General features: G+C 37.3%; 18 protein-coding genes. 2 read left to right on the top strand and 16 right to left on the bottom strand.

Annotated features, from left to right (window positions below; all coding sequences use genetic code 11):
* Positions 1 to 10: 10 nt before the first annotated feature.
* From L3049_RS00705 to L3049_RS00630, 16 genes are all read right to left on the bottom strand, one after another.
* Complete coding sequence (locus L3049_RS00705; protein WP_275107849.1) at positions 11 to 1,156, bottom strand: acyl-CoA dehydrogenase family protein; 1,146 nt, start codon at positions 1,154 to 1,156, stop codon at positions 11 to 13.
* Between the two features lie 78 nt (positions 1,157 to 1,234).
* Positions 1,235 to 1,702, bottom strand: a complete 468-nt coding sequence (locus L3049_RS00700) for an AtuA-related protein (protein WP_275107848.1) — start codon at positions 1,700 to 1,702, stop codon at positions 1,235 to 1,237.
* 13 nt (positions 1,703 to 1,715) lie between these two features.
* A complete protein-coding gene (locus L3049_RS00695) occupies positions 1,716 to 3,053 on the bottom strand; it encodes an acyclic terpene utilization AtuA family protein (RefSeq protein WP_275107847.1) in 1,338 nt (445 codons plus the stop codon).
* A 72-nt stretch (positions 3,054 to 3,125) separates the two neighbouring features.
* Positions 3,126 to 5,126, bottom strand: a complete 2,001-nt coding sequence (locus L3049_RS00690; protein ID WP_275107846.1) for an acetyl/propionyl/methylcrotonyl-CoA carboxylase subunit alpha — start codon at positions 5,124 to 5,126, stop codon at positions 3,126 to 3,128.
* A gap of 172 nt (positions 5,127 to 5,298) precedes the next feature.
* On the bottom strand, positions 5,299 to 6,099 hold the full coding sequence (locus L3049_RS00685; RefSeq protein WP_275107845.1) for an enoyl-CoA hydratase-related protein: 801 nt from the start codon (positions 6,097 to 6,099) through the stop codon (positions 5,299 to 5,301).
* 49 nt (positions 6,100 to 6,148) lie between these two features.
* Entirely contained in the window at positions 6,149 to 7,756 is a 1,608-nt protein-coding gene (locus tag L3049_RS00680; RefSeq protein WP_275107844.1) for a carboxyl transferase domain-containing protein, read from the bottom strand.
* A gap of 104 nt (positions 7,757 to 7,860) precedes the next feature.
* Positions 7,861 to 11,211, bottom strand: coding sequence for a methylmalonyl-CoA mutase family protein (locus L3049_RS00675; protein ID WP_275107843.1), 3,351 nt, complete (start codon positions 11,209 to 11,211; stop codon positions 7,861 to 7,863).
* A 16-nt stretch (positions 11,212 to 11,227) separates the two neighbouring features.
* Entirely contained in the window at positions 11,228 to 12,022 is a 795-nt protein-coding gene (locus tag L3049_RS00670) for a (Fe-S)-binding protein (protein WP_275107842.1), read from the bottom strand.
* Between the two features lie 69 nt (positions 12,023 to 12,091).
* A complete protein-coding gene (locus tag L3049_RS00665; RefSeq protein WP_275107841.1) occupies positions 12,092 to 13,354 on the bottom strand; it encodes a 4Fe-4S dicluster domain-containing protein in 1,263 nt (420 codons plus the stop codon).
* A 128-nt stretch (positions 13,355 to 13,482) separates the two neighbouring features.
* The gene (locus L3049_RS00660; protein ID WP_275107840.1) at positions 13,483 to 14,451 is read right to left on the bottom strand and encodes an electron transfer flavoprotein subunit alpha/FixB family protein; all 969 of its coding nucleotides are present in this window, start codon (positions 14,449 to 14,451) and stop codon (positions 13,483 to 13,485) included.
* A gap of 26 nt (positions 14,452 to 14,477) precedes the next feature.
* Positions 14,478 to 15,227: an electron transfer flavoprotein subunit beta/FixA family protein gene (locus L3049_RS00655; RefSeq protein WP_275107839.1), complete on the bottom strand. Its 750-nt coding sequence runs from the start codon at positions 15,225 to 15,227 to the stop codon at positions 14,478 to 14,480.
* A 106-nt stretch (positions 15,228 to 15,333) separates the two neighbouring features.
* A complete protein-coding gene (locus L3049_RS00650) occupies positions 15,334 to 16,473 on the bottom strand; it encodes an acyl-CoA dehydrogenase (RefSeq protein ID WP_275107838.1) in 1,140 nt (379 codons plus the stop codon).
* A gap of 87 nt (positions 16,474 to 16,560) precedes the next feature.
* Positions 16,561 to 17,805, bottom strand: coding sequence for a thiolase C-terminal domain-containing protein (locus L3049_RS00645; protein WP_275107837.1), 1,245 nt, complete (start codon positions 17,803 to 17,805; stop codon positions 16,561 to 16,563).
* A 21-nt stretch (positions 17,806 to 17,826) separates the two neighbouring features.
* Entirely contained in the window at positions 17,827 to 19,137 is a 1,311-nt protein-coding gene (locus L3049_RS00640) for a 3-hydroxyacyl-CoA dehydrogenase family protein (protein ID WP_275107836.1), read from the bottom strand.
* 157 nt (positions 19,138 to 19,294) lie between these two features.
* On the bottom strand, positions 19,295 to 20,071 hold the full coding sequence (locus tag L3049_RS00635; protein WP_275107835.1) for an enoyl-CoA hydratase/isomerase family protein: 777 nt from the start codon (positions 20,069 to 20,071) through the stop codon (positions 19,295 to 19,297).
* A 246-nt stretch (positions 20,072 to 20,317) separates the two neighbouring features.
* The gene (locus tag L3049_RS00630) at positions 20,318 to 21,025 is read right to left on the bottom strand and encodes a YebC/PmpR family DNA-binding transcriptional regulator (protein ID WP_275107834.1); all 708 of its coding nucleotides are present in this window, start codon (positions 21,023 to 21,025) and stop codon (positions 20,318 to 20,320) included.
* A gap of 255 nt (positions 21,026 to 21,280) precedes the next feature.
* Here L3049_RS00630 and L3049_RS00625 point away from each other — a divergent pair, with 255 nt between their 5' ends.
* The gene (locus tag L3049_RS00625; RefSeq protein ID WP_275107833.1) at positions 21,281 to 23,317 is read left to right on the top strand and encodes a gluzincin family metallopeptidase; all 2,037 of its coding nucleotides are present in this window, start codon (positions 21,281 to 21,283) and stop codon (positions 23,315 to 23,317) included.
* A 298-nt stretch (positions 23,318 to 23,615) separates the two neighbouring features.
* Entirely contained in the window at positions 23,616 to 23,996 is a 381-nt protein-coding gene (locus L3049_RS00620) for a hypothetical protein (protein WP_275107832.1), read from the top strand.
* The last annotated feature ends 256 nt before the right edge of the window (positions 23,997 to 24,252 follow it).

Raw genomic sequence — 24,252 nt, 5'->3', positions numbered from 1 at the left:
TATTCTTCTTTCAACAACCAATGTGTCTTGAAATAACCAAGCGCTGAATCTCCGATGTTCCCTCGCCGATTTGAAGCAAACGCTGATCACGATAAAAACGTTCAACCGGATATTCCTTCATTAAGCCATATCCACCATGAATTTGAACCGCTTCATCAGCAACTTCTTTGGCAATCTCCGAACAATACAATTTAGCCATTGCAGCCTCCTTGGCAAACTCTCTCCCATTGTCTTTTAACCAACACGCTTTGTACAAAAGATTGCGAGCCAATTCAATTTTGGTAGCCATATCAGCTAATTTAAAAGAAATTGCTTGAAATTTCGATATCGGTTTACCAAATTGTTTTCTCTCTTGCGCATAAGCAAGGGCAAGTTCATATGCCCCTTGAGCACAACCAAGTCCCATCGCAGCAATAGACAATCTTCCTGAATCAAGTGTTTTTAGCATCACTTTTGATCCCATTCCATGTTCTCCAAGAATATTTTGTTTAGAAATACAACAAGTATCAAAAAACATTTCCGAAGTGTCAGAAGCTCTCCACATCATCTTCCCATGCATAGCTCTTGACGTCCATCCTGGCGTATTTTTTTCTACAATAAAAGTTGTAAACTCCTTTTCATTGTCATTAATTGCACTTATTGCCTGTACAGTTACTCCTTTGCACAATTTAGACGAACCATTGGTTATGAAAATTTTCGATCCATTAATTTCCCATTGATCACCCAAATCTTTAGCGTAAGTTTTAGATCCTCTCGAATCAGAACCCGCTTCTGGTTCCGTTAATCCAAATGCCCAAAGTTCATCTCCTGAACAAAGGCCTGGAAGATATTTCAGTTTTTGTTCTTCTGTACCAAATTCATATAATGGACCAATGCCAAGTGAATTATGAGCAGCCAAAGTAGCTGCATGAGATCCATCTACCCTAGCAATTTCCTCAACTGCAATAATGTATGATAAATAATCAGTTCCTTGACCTCCATATTCTTCTGGTAGTGTCATTCCAAATAGGCCTAACTCTCCCATTTTCTTTGTTAATTCTTCAGAAAATGTCTCCTTCTCATCTAATTCTGCAGCCAATGGTTTTATATCCCGTTCGGCAAAATCCCGAACAGCCTTTCTTATTGTATTGTGTTCTTCACTTAAATCAAAATTCATATTTTTCTCTTTATCTTCTTAACTTTTAAGTTAGTAATAATCATAAACTATCCCAATCATCATGGGCTTTTCCTTAAATTATTTTTGTGATACAGCCTTTTGTTTTGATGAAAGTAATTTTTCCGGAATCATGATTTCCTGATTCAACAATGCAGAAGCAAAAGTCTTTCCTTGAGCATCAATCATTAAAGATTTTGTTCCTCCACCATCTAGCGATTCTTCCAATAAGAAATTCAATGCCAATAGGTTATCAATTTCAAAACGGGTTACTTTTCCTTTTGTCATTTTACCAAACATTTCCCTAACCTTCTTGGCTGTTAAATCATGTTTTAAGTACTGATATATCTCTTCAGATCTTGCCAACACACCAACATTAACCGTATCACCCTTATCTCCTGATCTACCCAAACAAATATCTCGTAAATGAACTGTGATCAATCGATCTTCCTCCCACGAAGGATCAACATATTCAGTATGTTCCTTCAAGTCCATTACAAGCATCTCTTCTTCATTGCCTAAAACGGAACCAATTTCATAACTCTCCAAAACTTCTCCCTCGTCATTTAAAATATGAACAGCAGAAGTGATGTGTTCTTTTGGGTATTAAAGTCGGCCAATAAGTAATAACCTGTTGACTACGAGCTCTACCACCTGTTACAGCAACACCCGGAGGGCCACTCAAAATTAAGGGAGCAATACTTGTTGAGAAAGCCTTAATCTTTTCTAAATCATCATCGTAAACTGAGAAACGCAAAAGAATTTCATTAGGATCAATATCTTCTACCAAATCCTGATGACAAGCATTATAACCAATATATTCCGTATTGGTTTTCTTATAATCTGTATTTAATCTCTCCCAAAATATCTTTTCAAATTCACGAGCTTTATTCAAAACTCTTCCTCCCGAAATCACAATAGAACTAACAGCCTTATAGCCATCTTCGTATGCCATTGAAACTTTCAAAAAGTGTGTGGAAGGATGACCTTTCGCATTTTTAACTAAAACTCGGTTAGGAGCCACTTCTGTTAATTCCAATTGGCTAAAATCAGCAACCACATCTGGACTAATATAATGTTTAGGATCTCCCATTTCATAAACTAGCTGTTCACGTATGGTATCACAACTAATTAAACCACCCGTGTTTGCGTGCTTGTAAACTTCAAAGCTTCCATCCTTATTCATCTCAACAATTGGATAACCCATATTGTTCCATGACTTAACCTTCTGCCAATCTGTAAAATTACCACCACTGGCCTGCGCACCACATTCTATTATATGACCAGCTACCAAACCTGCAGCCAATTTATTCCAATCTCCGAGATCCCATCCAAGCTCATAAATAAAAGGTGCCATAGTAATTGACGTATCTGTAACACGTCCAGCTAATATTAGATCTGCTCCACTTTCTAAAGCTTTTAATAAAGGCGGTACACCTAAATAAACATTTGCAGATTGAATATTCTCTTTGATACGAGCAAAGTCATCACCCGTTTCCATATCGGTAAACATGGTTTTATCAGGATAAAACTCATCAATCCTTTCAATTATATTATCGCCAACAACAACTGTAATCTTTAAATCTATACCTTTTTTATTAAGTTCTGATAGAATTTTGCGAGCACAAGCTAAAGGATTAATACCGCCTGCATTGGTTAGCATTCTCACCTTCTTTTCTTTCATCAGGGCTGCAACATCAACAATCTGATCAACAAAATCGCCCACATACCCCATGGCTTCATTTTTTAACTGCTGTTTTCGAAGGATACTCATGGTAACCTCAGCCAAAAAATCTGAAGAAATATAGTCCACTTCTCCACCTTCCAACTGACGTCTCAAAACGCCAAGATCATCTCCCCAAAAGCCACCGGCATTTGCTATTCGAATTTTGTCTTTCATTGTTAGTGTGTTTTAATATTTAGTATTCCATCATTTTCATCTTGAGTTTTTTCTGCAACTTGCAGAAAGCTTTTACAAAGCAGTTATTTCAGGTACTTCAAGTGCTTCCAATTTCATTAACTCTGTTGCATTTTTCACTTGATCCCCTTCCTTAACAAATACATTTTCAATTGTTCCATCAAAAGGAGCACGTATGCTATTTTCCATCTTCATTGCTTCAACAATAATTAAGACATCTCCTTTAGTCACTTTTTGACCTTCTACCACTTCAATTTTTACAACTTTTCCAGGCATCGGAGCTAAAATACTTCCATCACTCAATTGATCGGATAAACTGCCTTCATTTATTTCTGATTGAATTTCAGACCACCTTTCTAGCTCATGAACAATACCTTTACAGCTCACAAAACTCTTTCCTTCCGAATTTTTCGAACGATAAAACTGATACCTTGCACCTTTAAACTCAAACAATAGATGATCATCGCCAATTATTAGATTTTCAAGCACATAATCATCATCAATAATTCGAACACAATAAGGATTTTCTTTCAATATTTCGATATCAACAATCTCTTCATCAACAATTCTTACTCGTTTCCCTTGTTGCCTCCAATAACCAATCTCCTCCCAAACATTATTCGATTTTTCGCGATTCAATTCAAACAATGCAAAACTGATGTGAAATAAAACTGGAGGGATCTCTCGTTTCTCCTCTTGCATTTTCTTAAGCAATGAATCCGCATGATCCTGACAGAAATGAGTGGAGATCTTATTTTGTTTAAAATCATTTGTATTCAGCAAAGTGTGCAAATACATGATGTTATTTTTAATACCATGTATCTCATATTCGTGCAAGGCATGATGCAAACCTTCAATCGCCAAATCACGATTTTCATCCCAAACTACTAATTTAGCAATCATTGGATCATAATCAGGATGTATCGTACAAGCCCCTTTCACTGCAGAATCTAAACGCAATCGCCCTTCAAAGAGTTTAGGTGTCTTGTAAAAACTGATATCACCTGGTGAGGGTATAAAATCCCTTTCCGGATCTTCAGCATATATCCTTGCTTCTATTGCATGTCCATTTAATTGAATGTCTTCTTGTTTCATTTGCAGTTTGCGACCAGAAGCTACGCGCAATTGTTGCTCTACCAAATCCACACCAGTAATCATCTCCGTTACCGGATGTTCCACTTGAATACGAGTATTCATTTCCAGGAAATAATAATTTAAATCTTCATCAACCAGAAATTCAACTGTACCTGCATTGGTATAATTCATTTCCTGTGCTAGGAAAACCACCATATTCCCCATTTCCTTTCTTAATTCGGATGTTAGCGTAGGCGATGGAGCTTCCTCAATCACTTTCTGGAAACGCCTTTGAATGGAACATTCGCGTTCGTATAAATGAACTACACTTCCATGCTTATCAGCTAAAACTTGTACTTCAATATGACGTGGATTCTGAATATATCGCTCAATTAAAACCGTTCCATCTCCAAAATAGGTAGCCGCTTCGCGCGATGTGGCTTCTAGGGCAGTTCTCAATTCCTTTTTTTTATGAACAATCCGCATTCCTTTACCTCCGCCGCCTGAAGCAGCTTTAATTAGGAGTGGGAATTGCATTTTTTCCGCCTCGGCTATCAATTTTTCGGCATTACCAACCACTCCTTCAAGAACTGGAACACCAATCGATTTGGCAAACTCTCGGGCATTTACTTTATTTCCCATCAACTGGATAGCATTTGCATCCGGACCAACAAAATCAATGTCATGATCCTTACACAATTGAGAAAACACGGCATTTTCTGCTAAAAATCCATAACCTGGATGAATAGCATCTGCATGTGCTTTCTTAGCAATCTCCACAATTTGATTCGAATTGAGATAAGTTTCTTGCAAACTATTCCCGATCAATGGATAGGCTTCATCAGCTTGATAAACGTGTTCCGCTTCGCGATCCAAATCAGTATAAAGTGCAATGGTATGAATACCCAAATCACGCGCTGTTCGTATGATTCTAAGGGCTATTTCACCTCGGTTTGCTATGAGTAGTCGTTTGTAGTACATATTAATTGATAATTATCAATGATAAATTATTAATTCATGAAAATTGATAGATCTGGCAGAGTTCCTCAGCTTAGGCTTCTCGAAGCACCCAAATAAAATAGTAAAGTGTTTTTCAAGGCTTAATGCCGTTAATCTAATTCTGACCAAATTTTTAATTAAACATTAATAATTCTTAATTATCTAAAGTCCAATTAGGTTTGCGTTTTTCCAAAAATGAACTCATTCCTTCCTGTCCTTCATCCGATTGGCGAAGTTCAGCAATCATCTTAGCCGTATTTTTCATTGCTTCTTCATGATTCCAGACATTTTCAACATCATAAAGCAATTGTTTGCAAGTTGAAACTGCTATTGGTCCACTCGATTTTAATTTAGAAATCAAATCTTCTAATTTTGATTTTAGCTTCTTTTCCCCAAAGGACCAATTAGCCAAACCTGCTTGTTTAGCCTCTTTCCCATCGAATCGCATTCCTGTAAGCATCAACTCTTTCGATTTGTATTCGCCAACACGTTTCATCACGTAAGGTGAAATACAAGCTGGTACAATTCCAATTTTCACCTCACTTAGTGAGAAAACCGTATTCTTATGTGCCAAAACGAAATCACATGCTGCTAACAATCCATTTGCACCACCAATTGCAGCTCCATGAACCACAGCAATGGTCGGAAACTTACACGCATAAACTGCATTAAAGCACATCGATAGCTTGTAACTCTCCACATAATTCTCTTCATAAGAATAATTGGCAACACCTTTCATCCACTTTAGGTCAGCTCCTGCACAAAAAGATTTTCCTTTTCCTTTCAGGATTACTACTCGCAAAGTTTCATAGTCCATCTTCTCAACTTCTTCAAAACAATCGATGATTTCACCAATCATCACCTCGTTAAAAGCATTGTGAATATCCGGACGATTCAAAGTAATCGTCCCAATTTGATTTTCTATATTGAATTCTATTGTTTGAAATTCTTTCATTGTCTTTGATTTACCCCTAAATCCCCTAAAGAGGACTTAAAAAATTATACTACATCCTGAATACACCAAAATCAGGATCACCAAACTCTTTGTTTAAAGAAGAAGCAATACCCATCGCCAAAACCTTTCGAGTGTCAGCAGGATCAATTATTCCATCGTCCCACAATCGTGAAGTGCTGAAATAAGCAGAACCTTCTTTCTCGTATTTATCAAGAATACTTTGCTTTAGTTGATCTTGCTCTTCCTTTGGGAATTCTTGTCCTCGTTTTTGCAATTGTTGCTCTTTCACTTGAACCAATACACCAGCCGCTTGTTCTCCACCCATTACAGATATCTTGGCATTTGGCCACATAAACAACAACCTAGGTTCATAAGCACGACCCGCCATTGCATAATTTCCTGCTCCAAAAGAACCACCAACAATCACGGTGAATTTTGGCACTTGAGCATTTGCAACTGCATGAACCATTTTAGCTCCATCTCGAGCAATCCCTTTGTGTTCATATTCTTTACCAACCATAAAACCAGTAATATTCTGCAGGAATACCAATGGAATCTTCCGGAAACTGCACAATTCAATAAAATGGGCTGCTTTTAAAGATGTTTCAGAGAAAATAATACCATTATTTGCAATGATACCTACCGGAAACCCCATGATTTTTGCAAAACCAGTAACAATAGTTGGTGCATATCTTTCTTTGAATTCCTGAAATGTGCTTCCATCAACAATTCTGGCTATTAACTCCCTCGCATCAACAGGTTTCTTAAGATCTAAAGGAGCCAATCCATACAATTCACTCGCTGGATAGACTGGCTCTATTACCTCAGCTCGTTCTAAATTGTATTTCTGAATCTTTGGCATACTCTCAAAAATATTTCTACAAATCTGAACGGCATGTCTATCATCTTCAGCCAAATGATCGGCAACACCAGAAATAGAAGTGTGCATCTCTGCTCCGCCTAATTCTTCTGCGCTAACGTCTTCGCCTGTTGCCGCTTTAACCAAAGGAGGTCCACCAATAAATATGGTTCCTTGTCCTCGAACAATAATGGTTTCATCGCTCATAGCAGGAACGTAAGCCCCTCCAGCAGTGCATGAACCCATCACAATTGAGATTTGGGGAATTCCCCTTGCTGACATCTTGGACTGATTGAAGAAAAATCGACCAAAATCATATTTATCAGGAAAAACCTTGGATTGCTCGGGCAAGAAAACGCCACCAGAATCGACCATATAAATGCATGGCAAATGATTTTCCATAGCTATTTCCTGTGCTCGGATGTGTTTTTTAATGGTCTCTTTAATGTATGTACCGCCTTTAACAGTCGCATCATTAGCAACAATTATACATTCTCTTCCGTGAATAACACCAATACCAGTTACAATTCCAGCTGATGGAAATTGATTTTCATATTGATCGCAGGCAGCCATTGCAGAAAGCTCCAAAAATGGGGTATTCTTATCGAGCAGTAGCTCAATTCGATCTCGAACCAAAAGCTTACCACGTTTTAAATGGCGTTCTTTAGCCTTTTCATCAACACCATTCAAAATCCCTTTCAATCGGTCTCGATATACACTCATTAGCTTATCGTATGACTTTTTGTTATTCAAAAAATCATCTGATTGCACGTCTATTTTTGATTCTAATTGATTCAATGTTATTTGTTTTATTGTTTATTTCAGATCTTTTATTCTTTTTTACATCTAAAAAAATAGAAAAAACTATTTTTTCATTTTAGGTTACTTAGCGTAATATTAAGTTACATATTTCTTCTGTATTGACCACCAACTTCGTACAATGCATTGGTAATTTGTCCTAAGGTGCAGTACTTACACACCTCCATTAATGCAGCAAACACGTTTTCATTCTTCAAAGCCGTTTCTTTAAGTTCAAGTAAAGCTTTAACCGACTTATCCTTGTTATTCTCTTGCACCAACTCCTTGAATTTGACTTGATTTACCTTTTCTTCTTCATCAGAACGAATCACCTCCTTAGGTTGTACTGTTGGCGAACCTTTCTTACTCAAGAAAGTATTCACGCCAACTATTGGCAAGCCACCATTGTGCTTCAAACTTTCGTATTGTAATGATTCAGATTGAATCTTATTGCGCTGATACATGGTTTCCATCGCTCCCAATACACCACCCCGCTCTGTAATCCGATCAAATTCGAGCAATACAGCTTCTTCAACCAGATCAGTCAATTCCTCGATAATAAAAGAACCTTGCATAGGATTTTGATTTATAGCCAAACCTAATTCACGATTGATAATCAACTGAATTGCCATAGCTCGACGAACAGACTCCTCCGTTGGTGTCGTTAGTGCTTCGTCGTAAGCATTCGTATGGAGTGAATTGCAATTGTCATAAATCGCATATAATGCTTGCAAAGTGGTTCTGATATCATTAAAATCCATTTCTTGTGCATGCAAGGATCGTCCTGAGGTTTGAATATGGTATTTAAGCTTCTGAGAGCGCTCATTAGCCCCGTATTTATATTTCATGGCCTTTGCCCATATCAAACGAGCAACACGTCCTAAAACGGCATATTCTGCATCTATACCATTCGAAAAGAAAAAAGACAGGTTTGGAGCAAAATCATTAATATTCATCCCTCTTGATAAATAATACTCCACGTAAGTAAAGCCATTCGACAAAGTAAAAGCCAGTTGGCTAATCGGATTAGCCCCAGCTTCGGCAATATGATATCCCGAAATAGAAACCGAATAAAAATTTCGAACCTCATTATCAATAAAATAGGCTTGAATATCCCCCATCAATTTTAAAGAAAAATCTGTAGAGAAAATGCAAGTGTTCTGAGCTTGATCCTCCTTTAGAATATCAGCCTGAACCGTTCCCCTTATCTTACAAATGGTTTCTGTCTTAATTTTCTGATAAACTTCATGCGGTAAAACCTGATCACCAGTAAGTCCCAACAACATCAATCCCAGACCATTATTTTCTTTTGGTAAATTGCCTACATACACTACCCTGTCTCGCCCAGCGTAAATCTCTTCAATCTTTACTTTAACCTCTTCTTCCAATCCATTTTCTCGGATATACATCTCACATTGTTGATCGATAGCAGCATTCATGAAATAGGCTACCATTGCAGCGGAAGGGCCATTAATAGTCATAGAAACTGATGTCTTATTCGAAACCAAGTCGAAACCCGAATACAATTTCTTAGCATCATCCAAACTAGCTATTGAAACACCGGCATTACCAATTTTACCATAAATATCAGGTCGCTCATGCGGATCTTCTCCGTAAAGAGTTACAGAATCAAAAGCTGTAGATAATCGAACAGCCGGCATGCCTTTCGACAAGTAATGAAAACGTTTATTTGTTCTTTCGGGGCCTCCTTCACCAGCAAACATGCGAGTTGGGTCCTCATCTTCTCTCTTAAATGGGAAAACACCTGCAGCATATGGAAACTCTCCAGGTACATTTTCTCTCAAATTCCATTTAAGAATATCGCCCCATGATTTGTAATTGGGCAGAACAATTTTAGGAATGCGAGAATGAGATAAAGTTTCGAAATGGGTGTCTACCTTTAGCTCTTTACCTCTCACCTTATAGGAGAAAATATCAGCCTTGTATCTTTTCTTTTTATCTTCCCAAGAGTCAATAACATCCTGATGTTTAAAGCCTTTAGATAGACTAGAATATTCTTTTAATAAAACCTCCTTAACACCTTCTTCTTTAAGTGCTTTACTCACTTTATTTAAAGCATACAATTGATCAGCTATTTCAGACTGTTCTTCTGCCTTTCGATTGTATCTGCGGACAGTCTCAGCTATCTCCGAAAGGTATCTTACTCTTGCTGGAGGTACAATTTCTATCTTTTGACTGGCTTCCAGAAGTGGTTTCCCATTCTTTGCAAATGCAGTCTCTTTGTTTGCAGATAAAAACTCAATTAAGGCATGATAGAGCTCATTTACGCCATGATCGTTGAATTGAGAAGCAACTGTCCCATAAACTGGCATATCGTCTGGATTTTGCTCCCAGAGAAGATTATTTCGTTGATATTGCTTTTTCACATCACGTAAGGCATCTTGTGCTCCTTGTTTGTCAAACTTGTTAATGGCAATCAAATCAGCAAAATCAAGCATGTCGATCTTCTCCAATTGAGTTGCAGCACCAAATTCAGGAGTCATAACATACAATTTCACATCGCTGTAATCAACAATCTCCGTATCCGATTGCCCAATTCCTGAACTTTCCAGAAAAATACAATCAAATCCTGCAGCCTTCATCAAGATCAAAGCATCACCTACATGTTTGGATAAGGCTAAATTTGCTCTTCTTGTTGCCAATGAACGCAAATAAATATTTGGATGATTGATGGCATTCATTCGAATTCTATCACCTAACAAAGCTCCACCACTCTTCTTTCTCGATGGATCTACAGATAAAATAGCAAGCTTCAATTCAGGGTAATCAATTTGAATTCTTCGAATCAGTTCATCCGTAAGTGAAGATTTACCTGCACCACCAGTTCCAGTGATTCCAACAACAGGAATATTACTGATTTCAGCCTTATTTTTAAGTTCTACAAACAGATCAGTATTTTGTAATTCATCCTGTTCCGCTAATGTAATCAACCTCGATAATAAGTTTACATTACCATCATTAAGTTCTTTTATTTTAGGAAGTTCTGAATTTTCGAATTCAAAATCAGACTTTTGAAGAACTTCATTTATCATTCCTTGCAAGCCCAAATTCCTTCCATCATCAGGAGAGTAAAGCCCAGCTATGCCATATTCCTCTAATTCCTTAATTTCAGCGGGAAGTATAACACCTCCACCACCTCCAAATATCTGTATGTGACTAGCATTTTTCTCTTGCAGTAGATCATACATGTATTTGAAAAACTCATTGTGTCCACCTTGATAGGAACTAATTGCAATTGCCTGTGCATCTTCCTGAATGGCACAATCCACAATTTCTTCTGCAGAACGATTGTGTCCCAAATGGATTACTTCCGCTCCCGATGCCTGAATAATACGTCGCATGATATTTATCGAAGCATCATGGCCATCGAAAAGAGAAGTTGCCGTTACAATTCGAACCGTATTTTTCAGCTTATATGCTGTATTTTCTGTCATCCCCCTTGATTTAGTTCTACAATTCCAACGCTTTCTCTATAATTTCTGCCACATCTAAATTCTGTAAACTCTCCTCTTGATTTTTCAGCTTGATACCATCCGTCAACATGGTCATGCAAAACGGACATGCAGAAGCTACTTTATCTACTTTTGTATCCATCACCTCTTCCGTACGCTCAATATTCACTTCCTTGTCTCCTTTTTCGGCCTCTTTGAACATTTGAGCACCTCCAGCACCACAACACAAAGCAAAACTTCTTGCTCGCTTCATCTCCTTTACTTCTCCGAAAACTGCCTTCACAACATTTCTCGGTGCATCGTAAATGTCATTTCCTCTTCCCAAATAGCATGGATCGTGATAAGTAATGGTTTCTCCTTTGAATGGATTGTTTCCCAAATCTAACTTCCCAGTACGAATCATTTCATCCAAGAAGACGGTGTAATTGATCACATCGTAATTACCACCCAATTCTGGATATTCATTTTTTAGTGTATTGTAGCAATGCGGACAAGTGCAAATGATCTTCTTTACCTCATATCCGTTCAAGATTTCAATATTTTGCATGGCTTGCATCTGAAAAAGCATTTCGTTTCCAGCTCTTTTGGCAGCATCACCAGTACAGCTTTCCTCTTTACCCAAAACTGCATAAGTCACACCAAGATGATTTAAAATTTTAGCAAAAGCTCGTGCTACTTTTTGATATCTATCATCGAATGCTCCTGCACAGCCAACCCAATACAAATATTCAGGTGTTTCGCCTTTTGCGACAACATCAGCCATTACAGGTACTTGTAGTTTTATATCTGTCATTTATTTTTATTTCTAGTTGAGACGTATTGCAATACGTCTTTACACTTGTTATCTATAAAAACTTACAATTTATTCTTCTGTCCATTTCATTCTATCTTCAGGAGAGAATTGCCATGGAGCACCGTTGTTTTCGATATTAGTAAACATGGTATTTAATTCTGCCGGTGCCGAAGCTTCTTCCATCACTAAATATCTTCTCATATCCATGATTAAATTCGGATGGCTGATATCAATTGGACATTCCTGAACACAGGCATTGCAAGTTGTACAAGCCCAAATTTCTTCTTCGGTAATGTAATCTCGTAAAAGTGATTTGCTATCCTCTTTTCCCAATGCTGCTAATGGCCCTTTCTCATCCATTCGTTTTCTGACATCAACAAAAATCTTTCTTGGAGATAATAGCTTACCCGTAATATTTGCAGGACAAACATCCGTACAACGGCCACATTGCGTACATGACAGCGAATCCATATAGTTTTTCCAGCTTATGTCTTCCACATCTTTTACTCCAAAACGAGCTACCTCAGCATTCTCATCATAAGCTGCTTCTGGATCTAACATCAATTTTACTTCACGAGTAATGCTTTCTAAGTTTGGATACTTTGTAATTGGTTCCAGATTAGCTAGGAATACATTCGGTATGGATAAAAACACATGGAAATGCTTAGAATACGGTAAGTAATTCGCAAATGTGAATATCAATAAAATATGAATCCACCAACCTGGCTCTTGCAACCAGCCAAAATTCCAGCCAAATAAATCAACCAAAGTAGCAGAAACTGGGTAAACACCTTCGTATCCATTTGGATGATTACTAATGTATCCCATATTGAAACAAATCAAGGAAACCATCAAGAATCCAATAAAAAACAAGGACAATTGAGCATCCCAATTTGCTTTTGGAGTCATCTCCACGCCAGAAAAGCGTTTAACATTCATGAACATTCTGCGAATGCTAAAAAGCTTGATAAAAATAATGATTAACAAAGCAAAAACATCACCAGAGGCCATTACCACATCATAAAACCATCCGGTAAAAGCAAATGCTCTATCAACTCCTGATACACCATCAACAACCATTTCAACGCTTCCCAATGTAATCACAAGAAAGCCCCAAAAAACCAATGCATGCATCAAACCAATCACTGGTTTACGAAAGATTTTCGTTTGTCCGAAAGCCACATTTAAAGTGTGTGAAATTCGAGCACCAATGTTTCGAATTGGATAAGATGGCTTGGTCAATTTGAAAAATGACCACAATCGCCTTACCGAATAGGCAAAGACGCCAAGCGTGATCAACAATGCGATGATAAAGAGAATCTGTTTGGTCATATTCTAGATATTAAGAATTCACTTACAATTTATGATGTTAGTATTTAACACTGAGCAAAAGTCAAGAAGTAGCAAGTTTCAAGTACCAAGAATTCTTGTTTCTTGATACTTTTTACTTGATACTTACCTCAAGATTTTGAATTTCGAAACGCTTCTGTTAATCTTGGTAAGATTTCCATAGCATCACCAATAATTCCATAATCAGCAACTCCGAAAATAGGTGCTTCAGGGTCTGTATTGATGGCAACAATGCACTTGCTTCGACTAATACCTGCAACATGCTGTATCGCGCCTGAAATACCTGCGGCGATGTATAAATTTGGTGCAATTACTTTTCCTGTTTGTCCAACATGCTCTTCATGACCACGCCATCCTTCATCCGAAACTGGACGAGAACAAGCTGTTGCTGCATTCAAAACTTCTGCAAGATCTTCCACTGGTCCCCAATTATCAGGACTCCTCATTCCTCTACCTGCAGAAATCACGATATCAGCATCCGAAAGAATTACTTTATTCTTCTGCTCTTCTTCTTCCAACACCTGAACTTTGAATAGTGCCGTATCAACTTCTGGAATATATTCTTCTACCACGGATTCCACTGGAATCTCAACTAAACCAAAACAATTTTTAGCGATCGTAATCACTTTTTGGGGTGAATCAATCTGTACATGTCCAAATGCTTTTCCTGAAAACACTCTCTTCTTCACAATAAAAGGGTCGAGAGAAACAGGTAATTCTTGAACAGCAGCAACCATTCCAGCTTTCATTTTTACCGAAATTCTAGGTGCAATTGCTTTTCCACTATTGTTATCGTTTAAGACAACGACACTTGCATTCTCCTTTTCAGAGATTTTTGTAAGTACATCGGCATAAACGCGACTTGTTAATATATTCATTTTAGGATCGTTAACAGAAATAATTCTGTCTGCCCCATATTTCCCTAAACTTTTAAGTTCCTCTTCAGCTATCTCTCCGATAGAAACGACAACTAGACCAACACTTAGGTCACTAGCTAGCTTCTTTGAATAGGAAACCAATTCATATGTAGAACCCTTAAATTTTCCGTTCCAATTTTTGGCAAATGCTATTACTGACATAGGCTATTTTTTTAGTTTTTTTTGAATTACAATACCTTAGCTTCATTTTTTAGAAACCCAACTAACTGCTCCGCTTGTTCTGCATCAATCATTTTACAAGCTCCTTTCGCTTCTGGAAGCTCGAATTTTACAGACTTGGTTAACATTTCGATTTCAGCAGCTGGTTTTACCTCTAATGGTTTCTTTCGAGCCATCATAATGCCACGCATTGCCGGAATTCTTGGCTCATTTGTAATTCCCTTTTGCACAACCGCAACAAAAGGAGCTTCTGTCTTTATTTTTTGTTTTCCACCTGGAATGGCACGATGCAATACAATCTCATCATCGTCAAGATCAATATGAGTTACCGATGATATTCCTGGATAATCCATAAACTCAGCAATCATGGCACCAACAGAAGAGCCATTGTAATCACTAGATTCAATCCCACTAAAAACGATATCAAATGGATTTTCTTTAAGATATTCTGCAATTTGACCTGCTACATAATAAGCATCTCCTGCACATGCATCAATTCGTATTGCTTTATCGGCTCCAATTGCTAAAGCCTTTCTTAATGTTGCATCTGTTTGTGCACTTCCAACGTTTATTACACAAACCTCATCAACCGAATTACCAGCGTTCTCTTTCAATTCCAAAGCTCTTGTAAGAGCCAATTCATCCCATGGATTAATGATCCATTGAATCCCTGAATCATCAAATAAGGTATTGTCTTCCTTAAACTTCACCTTAGTTGTGGTATCCGGTACGTTACTTATACAAACCAGTATCTTCATATAGCGTTTAATTTAAGTATCAGTTATTTATAGTATTCTATTTATTTAGATAAGTCGATCTTAAAACCTACAGATCAACTATATAAAACTTTCTCAATTTCAATTATCAATCCATTAAACCCCTTGAAATAACAATTTTTTGTATCTCCGAGGTTCCTTCATAAATCTGAGTTAATTTGGCTTCACGCATCAAGCGTTCTACATGGTACTCTTTCACATAGCCATTTCCTCCATGAATTTGAACAGCTTCAGTCGTAACTTTCATTGCGGTTTCTGCGGCATAAAGCTTAGCCATAGCACTGGCCTGTCCGTATGGTTTTCCCTGATCCTTTAACCAAGCTGCTTTTAAACAAAAATATCGTGCTGCTTCAATTTCAACTGCCATATCAGCAAGTTTAAAAGCAATAGCCTGATGTTTGATAATTTCTTTTCCGAAGGTCTTTCGTTCCTGAGCATATTGCAATGCTAATTCGTAAGCACCAGAGGCAAGTCCTAAAGCTTGAGACGCAATACCAATACGACCACCTTCAAGTGATTTCATGGCGATTTTAAAGCCTTGTCCATCTTCTCCCAAACGATTCTCCTTAGGGATCTTTACATTATTAAACATCACAGAATGCGTATCAGAGGCACGCATTCCCATTTTATTCTCATGTGGGCCAACACTAATTCCTTCCAAGTTTGAATCTATCAGGAAAGCATTAATACCATGGTGTTTTTTCTCTGGATGTGTATGCGCAATAAGCAGGTAAGTTGAAGCCGTTCCACCTGATGTTATCCAATTCTTGATTCCATTTACTAAATAATGGTCTCCCATATCAACAGCTGTTGTTCTTTGAGAAGTAGCATCCGATCCGGCTTCCGGTTCGGAAAGAAGGAAAGCTCCAATTTTATCCCCCCTGGCCATTGGCTTTAAAAACTCTTCTTTCTGCGCCTCGCTACCATATTTTTGAACTCCCCAGCAAACCAAAGAGTTATTCACAGACATAATAACAGATACTGAAGCATCAACCTTAGAAATTTCTTCCATTGCAAGAACATAGGATACGGTATCCATACCTCCACCGTCATATTCTGTTCCAACGAGCATGCCAAGAAAACCTAATTCTCCTAATCGCTTAACTTGTTCTTTAGGATAAATTGCATTTTCGTCACGTTCAATAACTCCTGGTAATAATTCACGTTGAGCAAAATCACGTGCTGCATCTCGAATCATCTCTTGTTCTTCGGTGAGTTCAAAATTCATAGTATTAACTTTTTAGGTGTGATATTTAGCTAGCGGCTACCTAGAGCCACTAGCTTTTTTTATATAATGATTATCTCATTCTTTTAATTATTCTCCTCTTTTGTAAACAATTGCTACTAACGATTTATCGTCTCCTCCCATATTGATACTAAGAGCATACGGTCTGTCTGCACTTATTTCAATCTGTGCATCACCCGCTTTACCAGTTAATTGTTCCCATACGGTTACAGCCTGATGTACACCAGTTGCCCCTGTTGGATGCCCCCAGCCAATCAGTCCCCCGGTTGTATTGAATGGCACCTTACCGCATCTTGCCGTATTTCCTTCTAACACGAACTCAGGACCTTTTCCTTCTTCGGCAAATCCAATTGCCTCTGTTGCCATAATTCCAGCAATGGAAAAACAATCATGAGCCTCAACGGTTCCAATATCATCAACAGTAATTCCAGCCATTAGCATAGCCTTCTCTGTTGCTTTTTGGGTCGTTGTTAATTTAGTTGGCACTTCTGGTTTGGCAGTAATATCAGCTGTAGCTTGACCAAAACCTAGGACTTCAACTGCATCTTTTGGTTCTACACCAATCTTCTTTAATCCTTCCTCTGAAACAATTGCAATTGCTGATGCACCATCTGATACTTTAGAGCAGTCGAAGTAGTTCAAATTCTCAACAAAAGCTCTTGGATTCATTGGAGCGTTTGCCGTAGCTTCCAAATCCTTGTTCTTATTGTGAAATTCCTGGGCTGTCTTGCACAAGCGAGCATTCTCAATGGCATTGCAATACCATTTAGCCATAGCCTTACGAGTGGTTTCTTTACCATACTTTTCGTAATAGGCACCTGCACGATCGCTAAAAACGCCAGGGAAATAATATGCATGTCCCTCTTTTCTGGTTTTCATCCAACCTGCACCTGCCAAAACATCAGCACCATACATTGCTTTCATTGTATTCTGAACCTCAAAACCAATTGCCAAGACAACATCTGCCGTTTCAGCCAAAATCGATTTAATACCGGTTGCTAGCGCCAATCCACCTGATGCACAAGCACCTTCAACGCTAATTGCAGGCTTGTATTTTAAACCCTCATCAACCATTGGAAGAAATGCTGGTAAGTTTGCCTGATTATTAAATCGAGAAGCCATAAAGTTTCCGATAACTCCCTCATCAACATTAGCTGCTCCACCAATCATTCCAAGCGTTGCTTGTCCCGCCTCTTTGATATAATGCTCCATATCTGGACGAGGCTTTTTAGGATGAAATTCTTTCCTACCAGTTCCCATAGAAATGGTGTTGTAACCGGCTACCATAAATATTTTTTTGCGTAAAGTTTTCATTGTTAGTGTTTGAGTGGGTTTCTAGAAAAAATCGTTAACCGGACCATAAGCATGGAAAAATCCCGTTTCCATCACGGTATTCACATCAGATGTTGATTCCGCTACATTTGTATCGGCTAACATCTGTCCAATTGCTTTTGAATTCTTACCATAAGCAACTGCTATATTGGCTCCTACACTATCTATCTGGTGTAATTCTTCAAAAAACTTCTGCAATATTTCCGCCTTATTTTTATCTCGAACAACTGATTTCCAGTATATCTTCAGAGTCGGTAATTCACCTAATATTGCAGCACATTCCATTTCGATGCTTTCCGTTGCTATATATTTCTGTGAACCCAGATCATAAACTTCTTTTATTCTTCCTTTCTCATATTTAAAAATGCCATCTTTTTGAGTTCCATTGGCATATTGACCACCTTTCACCTCGTTATCAAGCATTTGATTCAATGCTTCATGCGATAAAGTCTCATTCGGAAACGATGGCTGCATACTATCTAATATAAAGCGAGTTACATCTACTCCAACATAATCAAGTAATTGAAAAATACCCATTGGACGAACCAATAGATCGCGACTGATGGTATCGATTAAGAAAAATGCTTTTGCCCATCCTTCTGTTTTAGCCAATTCTTCTGCTTGTTTCAATGCATAAAGAGCATCACGCATAAAATGACCATTGCCAATAAATCCCGCAACATCTCTTGATTGAACTACAATCTTTCTCATAGATTTAGCCAAAGCCACTGAGAACTCAGCTAATTCTGGTTTGGTGTTCTCTGTCTTAATAATCTCTAATAATTTCTGAATTACTGGAGGATTATAGAAATGATAACCAATTATATCTCCGGTTAAATTTGCATCCTTCTCTATTCCACCAATTGGAATTGAAGATGTATTGGTTAAAAACCAGGCATCTGGATTGTTTTGTTTGATCTGTGAAAACAATTTCACTTTTAGATCCTTATCTTCCTTAATTGCTTCGAAGATTAATTGCGAATTGTAAGCCGTTTCAATACGTGTAGATGTTTGAATCATTGCCATAACATCATCTACAAACTGATTGATGACATCTTCGTTAGAAATAAGCTTTTCATCCTCCTTATACCAATCTCGTAATTCTACGATATTCTTCTCTGCATGCTTTACCAATTGTGATTTTACATATCCCAATAAGTTTACCAATGCTGTTGGCGAAACATCAATCGCATTTAAGACAAATTCTTTATCTTCCTTCTTGCCTAATTTAAGCTTCGCCATCTCAAATGATAGCAATACAAGAATTCCGCTACCCATTTTACCAGCAGCTCCCAGAACACTTACGTTTTCCATTTTTTGGACAAAATCCATACTTTATTGTTTTTTAGTTTTGATTTTCCTAGTTGTTATATGATATACCTCTTCCATTAGAGCTAAATCAAAAACCCATCTGCACTACCCGCCTATTGTAATCAATACAATAAGTCTCCCCACTAAATTTTGATTTCTTTTACCAGTTTGGCTTACGCTTCTCTAAAAAGGCATTTATTCCTTCTTCTCGCTCTTTCTGATCCTCTTTAAACAAGCGACCAAATTCCTTGGATTCCATTTTACCTGCATCCTTAAAATTCAATTCAACTCCTTGGTGAACCATCTTTTTAATTAAACGCAACGCATTTGGACTTTTCCCAGCAATTTTCTCAGCTAGTTCTATTGTTTCTTCAAGAACTGATTCCGGCTTTGCTAATTTTTGAACAATACCTAATTGGTATGCTTCATTAGCTGTAATTCCTTCACCAAGCATCATTAGATACATCGCATTTCCTGCTCCAACAAGACGTGGTAGTCTTTGAGTTCCATTAAAACCAGGAATCAAACCAAGATTTACCTCAGGCAATCCTAATCTGGCTTTTTCACTAGCAACTCGAATATCGCAAGACAGTGCGAGTTCAAGCCCTCCCCCAAGGGCAAAACCGTTAATCGCTGCAATTACAGGGATTTCCAGGTTAGCGATCTGATCAAATACTCCTTTTCCAATTTCTGAAAAGTCATATCCATCTTGTGTGGAATACTCTTGCATTGCTTTGATATCTGCTCCAGCAATAAAAGCCTTTCCTTCTCCGGTGATTACCAAAGCACGAATGGTTTGAATGGTTTCTTTATCATTGAAGAAACCGGTAAGTTCCTTAAAAACATCCTCATTTAAGGCGTTTAAGGCGTTTGGGCGGTCAAGAGTCAAAATTCCAATTTTGTCTCTCTTTTCAAATTTTAAGTAATTAAATTTCATAGGTGTGTTTAAGCATTTTTCATCTACATATCTAAATATAATAAAAACTCTTAAGATACAAAAGGCAAGAATTCTGACTTGCACACAATTAGCTCACACCTATAACATTTACAAGGCTTTATGAAAATAAAAAAGTTAAAAAAGATCTTCAATTCTTTTTATTAAAGTGATTAAAATAAAAAAGCCTGATCCATTTATAGGATCAGGCTTTATATCATCAAAATATAAATTAATTATACTTTATATTTATGCCATGTTATGGAAAACATGTAATACGTCATCATTATCTTCTAATTTATCAAGAAGCTTTTCAACATCAGCAACCTGATCTTCGCTAAGTTCTTTAGTGTCCATTGGAATTCTTTCGAAACCAGATTCAAGAACACCCATTTCATTTTCTTCCAAATAAGCTTGAATCTTACCAAAGTCAGGAAAATTACCGTAAAGCATGATACCATCTTCTTCAGCAAAAACATCTTCTACACCCAAATCAATAACTTCTAACTCCAGCTCTTCAAGATCCTGACCTGTGTTCTCTATTTTAAAGTGACACTTATGCTCAAACATAAATTCTACACTACCTGTAGTTCCTAAGCTACCCTTAGTCTTACTAAAGTAAGAACGAACATCAGCAACAGTACGCATATGGTTATCTGTGGCAGTTTCTACTAAAACAGCAATACCATGTGGTGCATACCCTTCGTATACAATTTCTTTGAAATCCTTTTGATCTTTCGATGTCGCTTTCTTAATCGCACGCTCAACATTCTCCTTAGGCATGTTAGCTGCTCTTGCATTCTGAATTACCGCACGAAGACGTGAATTAGATGTAGGATCAGGTCCGCCCTCTTTAATAGCGATTACGATTTCTTTTCCTATTCGGGTAAAGGTTTTAGCCATTTTATCCCAACGCTTAAATTTGCGTGCCTTTCTAAATTCAAATGCTCTTCCCATGATTTATGATTATAATTTTCGGCAAATGTAACACATGTTATTCAATCTTTAAAGCGAAAGTACATTTTTTTTACAGAAAGGAGAAAGCTTAAAAGGGAAAAAGCAGAAAGCAAAGAAAAAGAAGCCTATCTCCTCTTATTATTTCTCATGCATTCCTTCTGAATTAGTAATAAAGTATGAAAAAGCTCATTGTTTACTCATTAGTAAATTCCTATTTTAGCAACAAATATTTAAACCAATATCAAAGCTAATAAAATGAGAAAATTTTTAATTCTGTTTTCGGCATGGCTAGTTTTATCGTCATTCGGAGATAAACAGGGATCTGATGTTTCGAACATTAAAACCAATGCTCTGAGTCAACTCGTTAATGATATGACCAATACAAACTCTATTGAGGACAATACGCTTCTTGCAAAAGGGGTAAAACATGCAGCTAACTTATGGCGCGAAAGTGATGGTACGGAAGCTGAATTTGAAGCATTCTGCAAGGAAAACTACATTGCTGATCCTGTAGAGCGCGAATTGGTTTTTAATAAAATATCTCGCAATATCGAAATCATTACGGGGCATTTTAATAAAATTACACTTGATTTATTAGAGCCTGTTCATTTGAATACATTCGAACAGCATACTATTGATAACCAGTTTGGTGCTTACAGTGTTGGTGCACATTGGCAAGATGATTTCTATAAGAATAAAATAGCTTTCATTATTGCTTTAAATTTTCCTCCTTTTAGTTTAGAAGAGAAAGAAAAATTGGCAGGCGAATGGACACGTCAGGAATGGGCATACGCTCGTTTAGGTGATTACTTTACAGCTAGAGTTCCTGCAGAATTGTTGCAGAATGCGAATAAGGCAGCAGCAGGATCTGATGTTTATATTATGGACTACAATATTTATGTGGGGCATTTGACAGATGAAGCTGGTAAGCGTTTCTTCCCAGAAGATAAGGTGCTTCTTTCGCACTGGAATCTACGTGATGAGATTAAAGCAAACTATGCAAATTCAAAAGACGGACTAGAGAAGCAGAAGATTATTTATCAGGTAATGCAGCGCATTATTTCTCAGGAAATTCCTGAAAAAGTAATCAATAGCGGAGACTTTGAATGGGATCCATATGCAAACGTGGTTTATAAGAATGGTAAAACGATTGAAGCGACTCCGGAGCCAAATGAGAGATATCAGCAGATTTTAAATAATTTTCACGCAAATAAGGCGATTGACCCTTATTATCCAGGTGAGAGTACTTTCATCGAAAGACAATATGCTGGAGCTAAAGAGATTTCTCATGAGAATACTGAGAAAATCTTTACTGATTTCTTAAGATCTGAAGAAACGAAGCAAGTTGGTGAGTTAATTAAGAAGAGATTAGGTCGTGATCTTGAACCTTTCGATATTTGGTACGATGGGTTTAAAGCACGTAGCGGTATGGATGAATCTAAGCTTGATGCTCAGACTAGAAAACTATATCCTAATGCGGCTGCCCTTGAAGCAGATCTTTCTAACTTATTGGTGAAGCTTGGTTACGATAAAGCCAGAGCTAAATTCCTTGCCGACCATATTGCTGTTGATCCGGCAAGAGGATCAGGACACGCTTGGGGTGGTGCTAAAAAAGGACAGAAGGCTCACCTTCGTACTCGTATTAGCGAAAAAGGGATGGATTATAAAGGTTATAATATTGCGATTCACGAGTTTGGACACAATGTTGAGCAAACCATTTCTTTGTATGATGTTGATAATTTCACGATGAATGGTGTGCCAAATACAGCATTTACTGAGGCATTAGCTTTCATCTTTCAGAAGAGAGATATGGTTCTTTTAGAGAGAAATGTTGAATCGGCAGAGAAGGATGCTTTAAAGAAGTTAGACTTATTCTGGAGTGCATACGAGATTATGGGAGTATCAGTTCTTGACATCCGTGTTTGGAAGTGGTTATATGCAAATCCTGAGGCAAATGCAGCTCAATTGCGTGATGCAACGATGCAAATTGCTAAGGAGGTTTGGAATGAGTTTTATGCGCCTGTTTATGGAATGAAAGATCAGACAATTCTTGCTGTGTATTCACACATGCTAAATAGTCCTTTATACTTATCGAACTATGCTTTTGGTAATGTGATTGAATTCCAGTTAGAGGAGCAACTTAAGGGTAAGAGTTTCCCGAATGAGGTTGATAGAATTTTTAAGCAAGGTCGTTTAACTCCTAACCAGTGGATGGTTGAAGCAACTGGTAATGATTTATCGGCTCAACCACTATTGAAAGCTGCTAAAGAAGCTTTGGAAGAAATTAAATAAGCTATTGCTATTTAGCCTTACGCTTTATGATATTAAAGGCTGTCTCGCAAGAGATGGTCTTTTTTATTATACCCTCCTACTACTCGGGGAACTCTGTGGTGAGAAAACTTAATTAACCACTGAGAGCAAGGAGTTCCACAGAGGAAAAAAAGTTGAATCGCATGTATTCATTACAACAAAAACGATGATCTCGATGGTTTAAAAGATCATTAAGTACAAAGTATTGTCACAGACATCGATATTAATTTCTTCTCACCAATCTTTTTAGATTATATTTGTTCAACTCTTATTCTTAAAAATGACCGAATCTCAAATAGGCAGGAATGTAGTAATTGGTATCATCTCATTAATTGTACTTATTTGGATAATTATACCTGCAAGTCTAGATATTATTAGATACAAGAAGTTACCGAAAAAAGGTATTTACTCCATTGGTGTAATTACTCATATAATTGACGATCGTCACTCTGCGGCATCTGTTAACTTTACTTTTAAGTATAAAAACAAAATCTATACTGATTTCTCTAAAACTGACACATATGATCGCAATTTGATTGGCAAGAGATTTTTTGTTTTGTTTCTACCCAACCATCCTAAAACAGTAAAGTTATTGCTTGATAAGCCTGTTCCAAATGATATTGAAAATGCTCCTGATGAAGCATGGAAACAGTTGCCTTAGCAATTGTTCTAACGAGCAATCAAAATAAAAAAGACCATCCCCGAAGGATGGTCTTTTTTATGATTCATAATTTGCATCAAATTGAGGCATCTATAATGCAATCTAAGAATGAGTATAAACTAAAGCCATTGTTAAATTTATTTTTTCATTTTATATATATTCAAACTTTGAAATATAAAATTATGTAATGAAATAAATAAGCGGAAAAAATCACCTCTATCTACTTCTAAATCTACATGATTAAAAATCACTAACT

Source organism: Labilibaculum sp. DW002, assembly GCF_029029525.1.
Lineage (GTDB): Bacteria > Bacteroidota > Bacteroidia > Bacteroidales > Marinifilaceae > Paralabilibaculum > Paralabilibaculum antarcticum.
The sequence above is the reverse complement of the archived record's forward strand: the minus strand, read 5'-3'. Positions and strand labels throughout refer to the sequence as shown.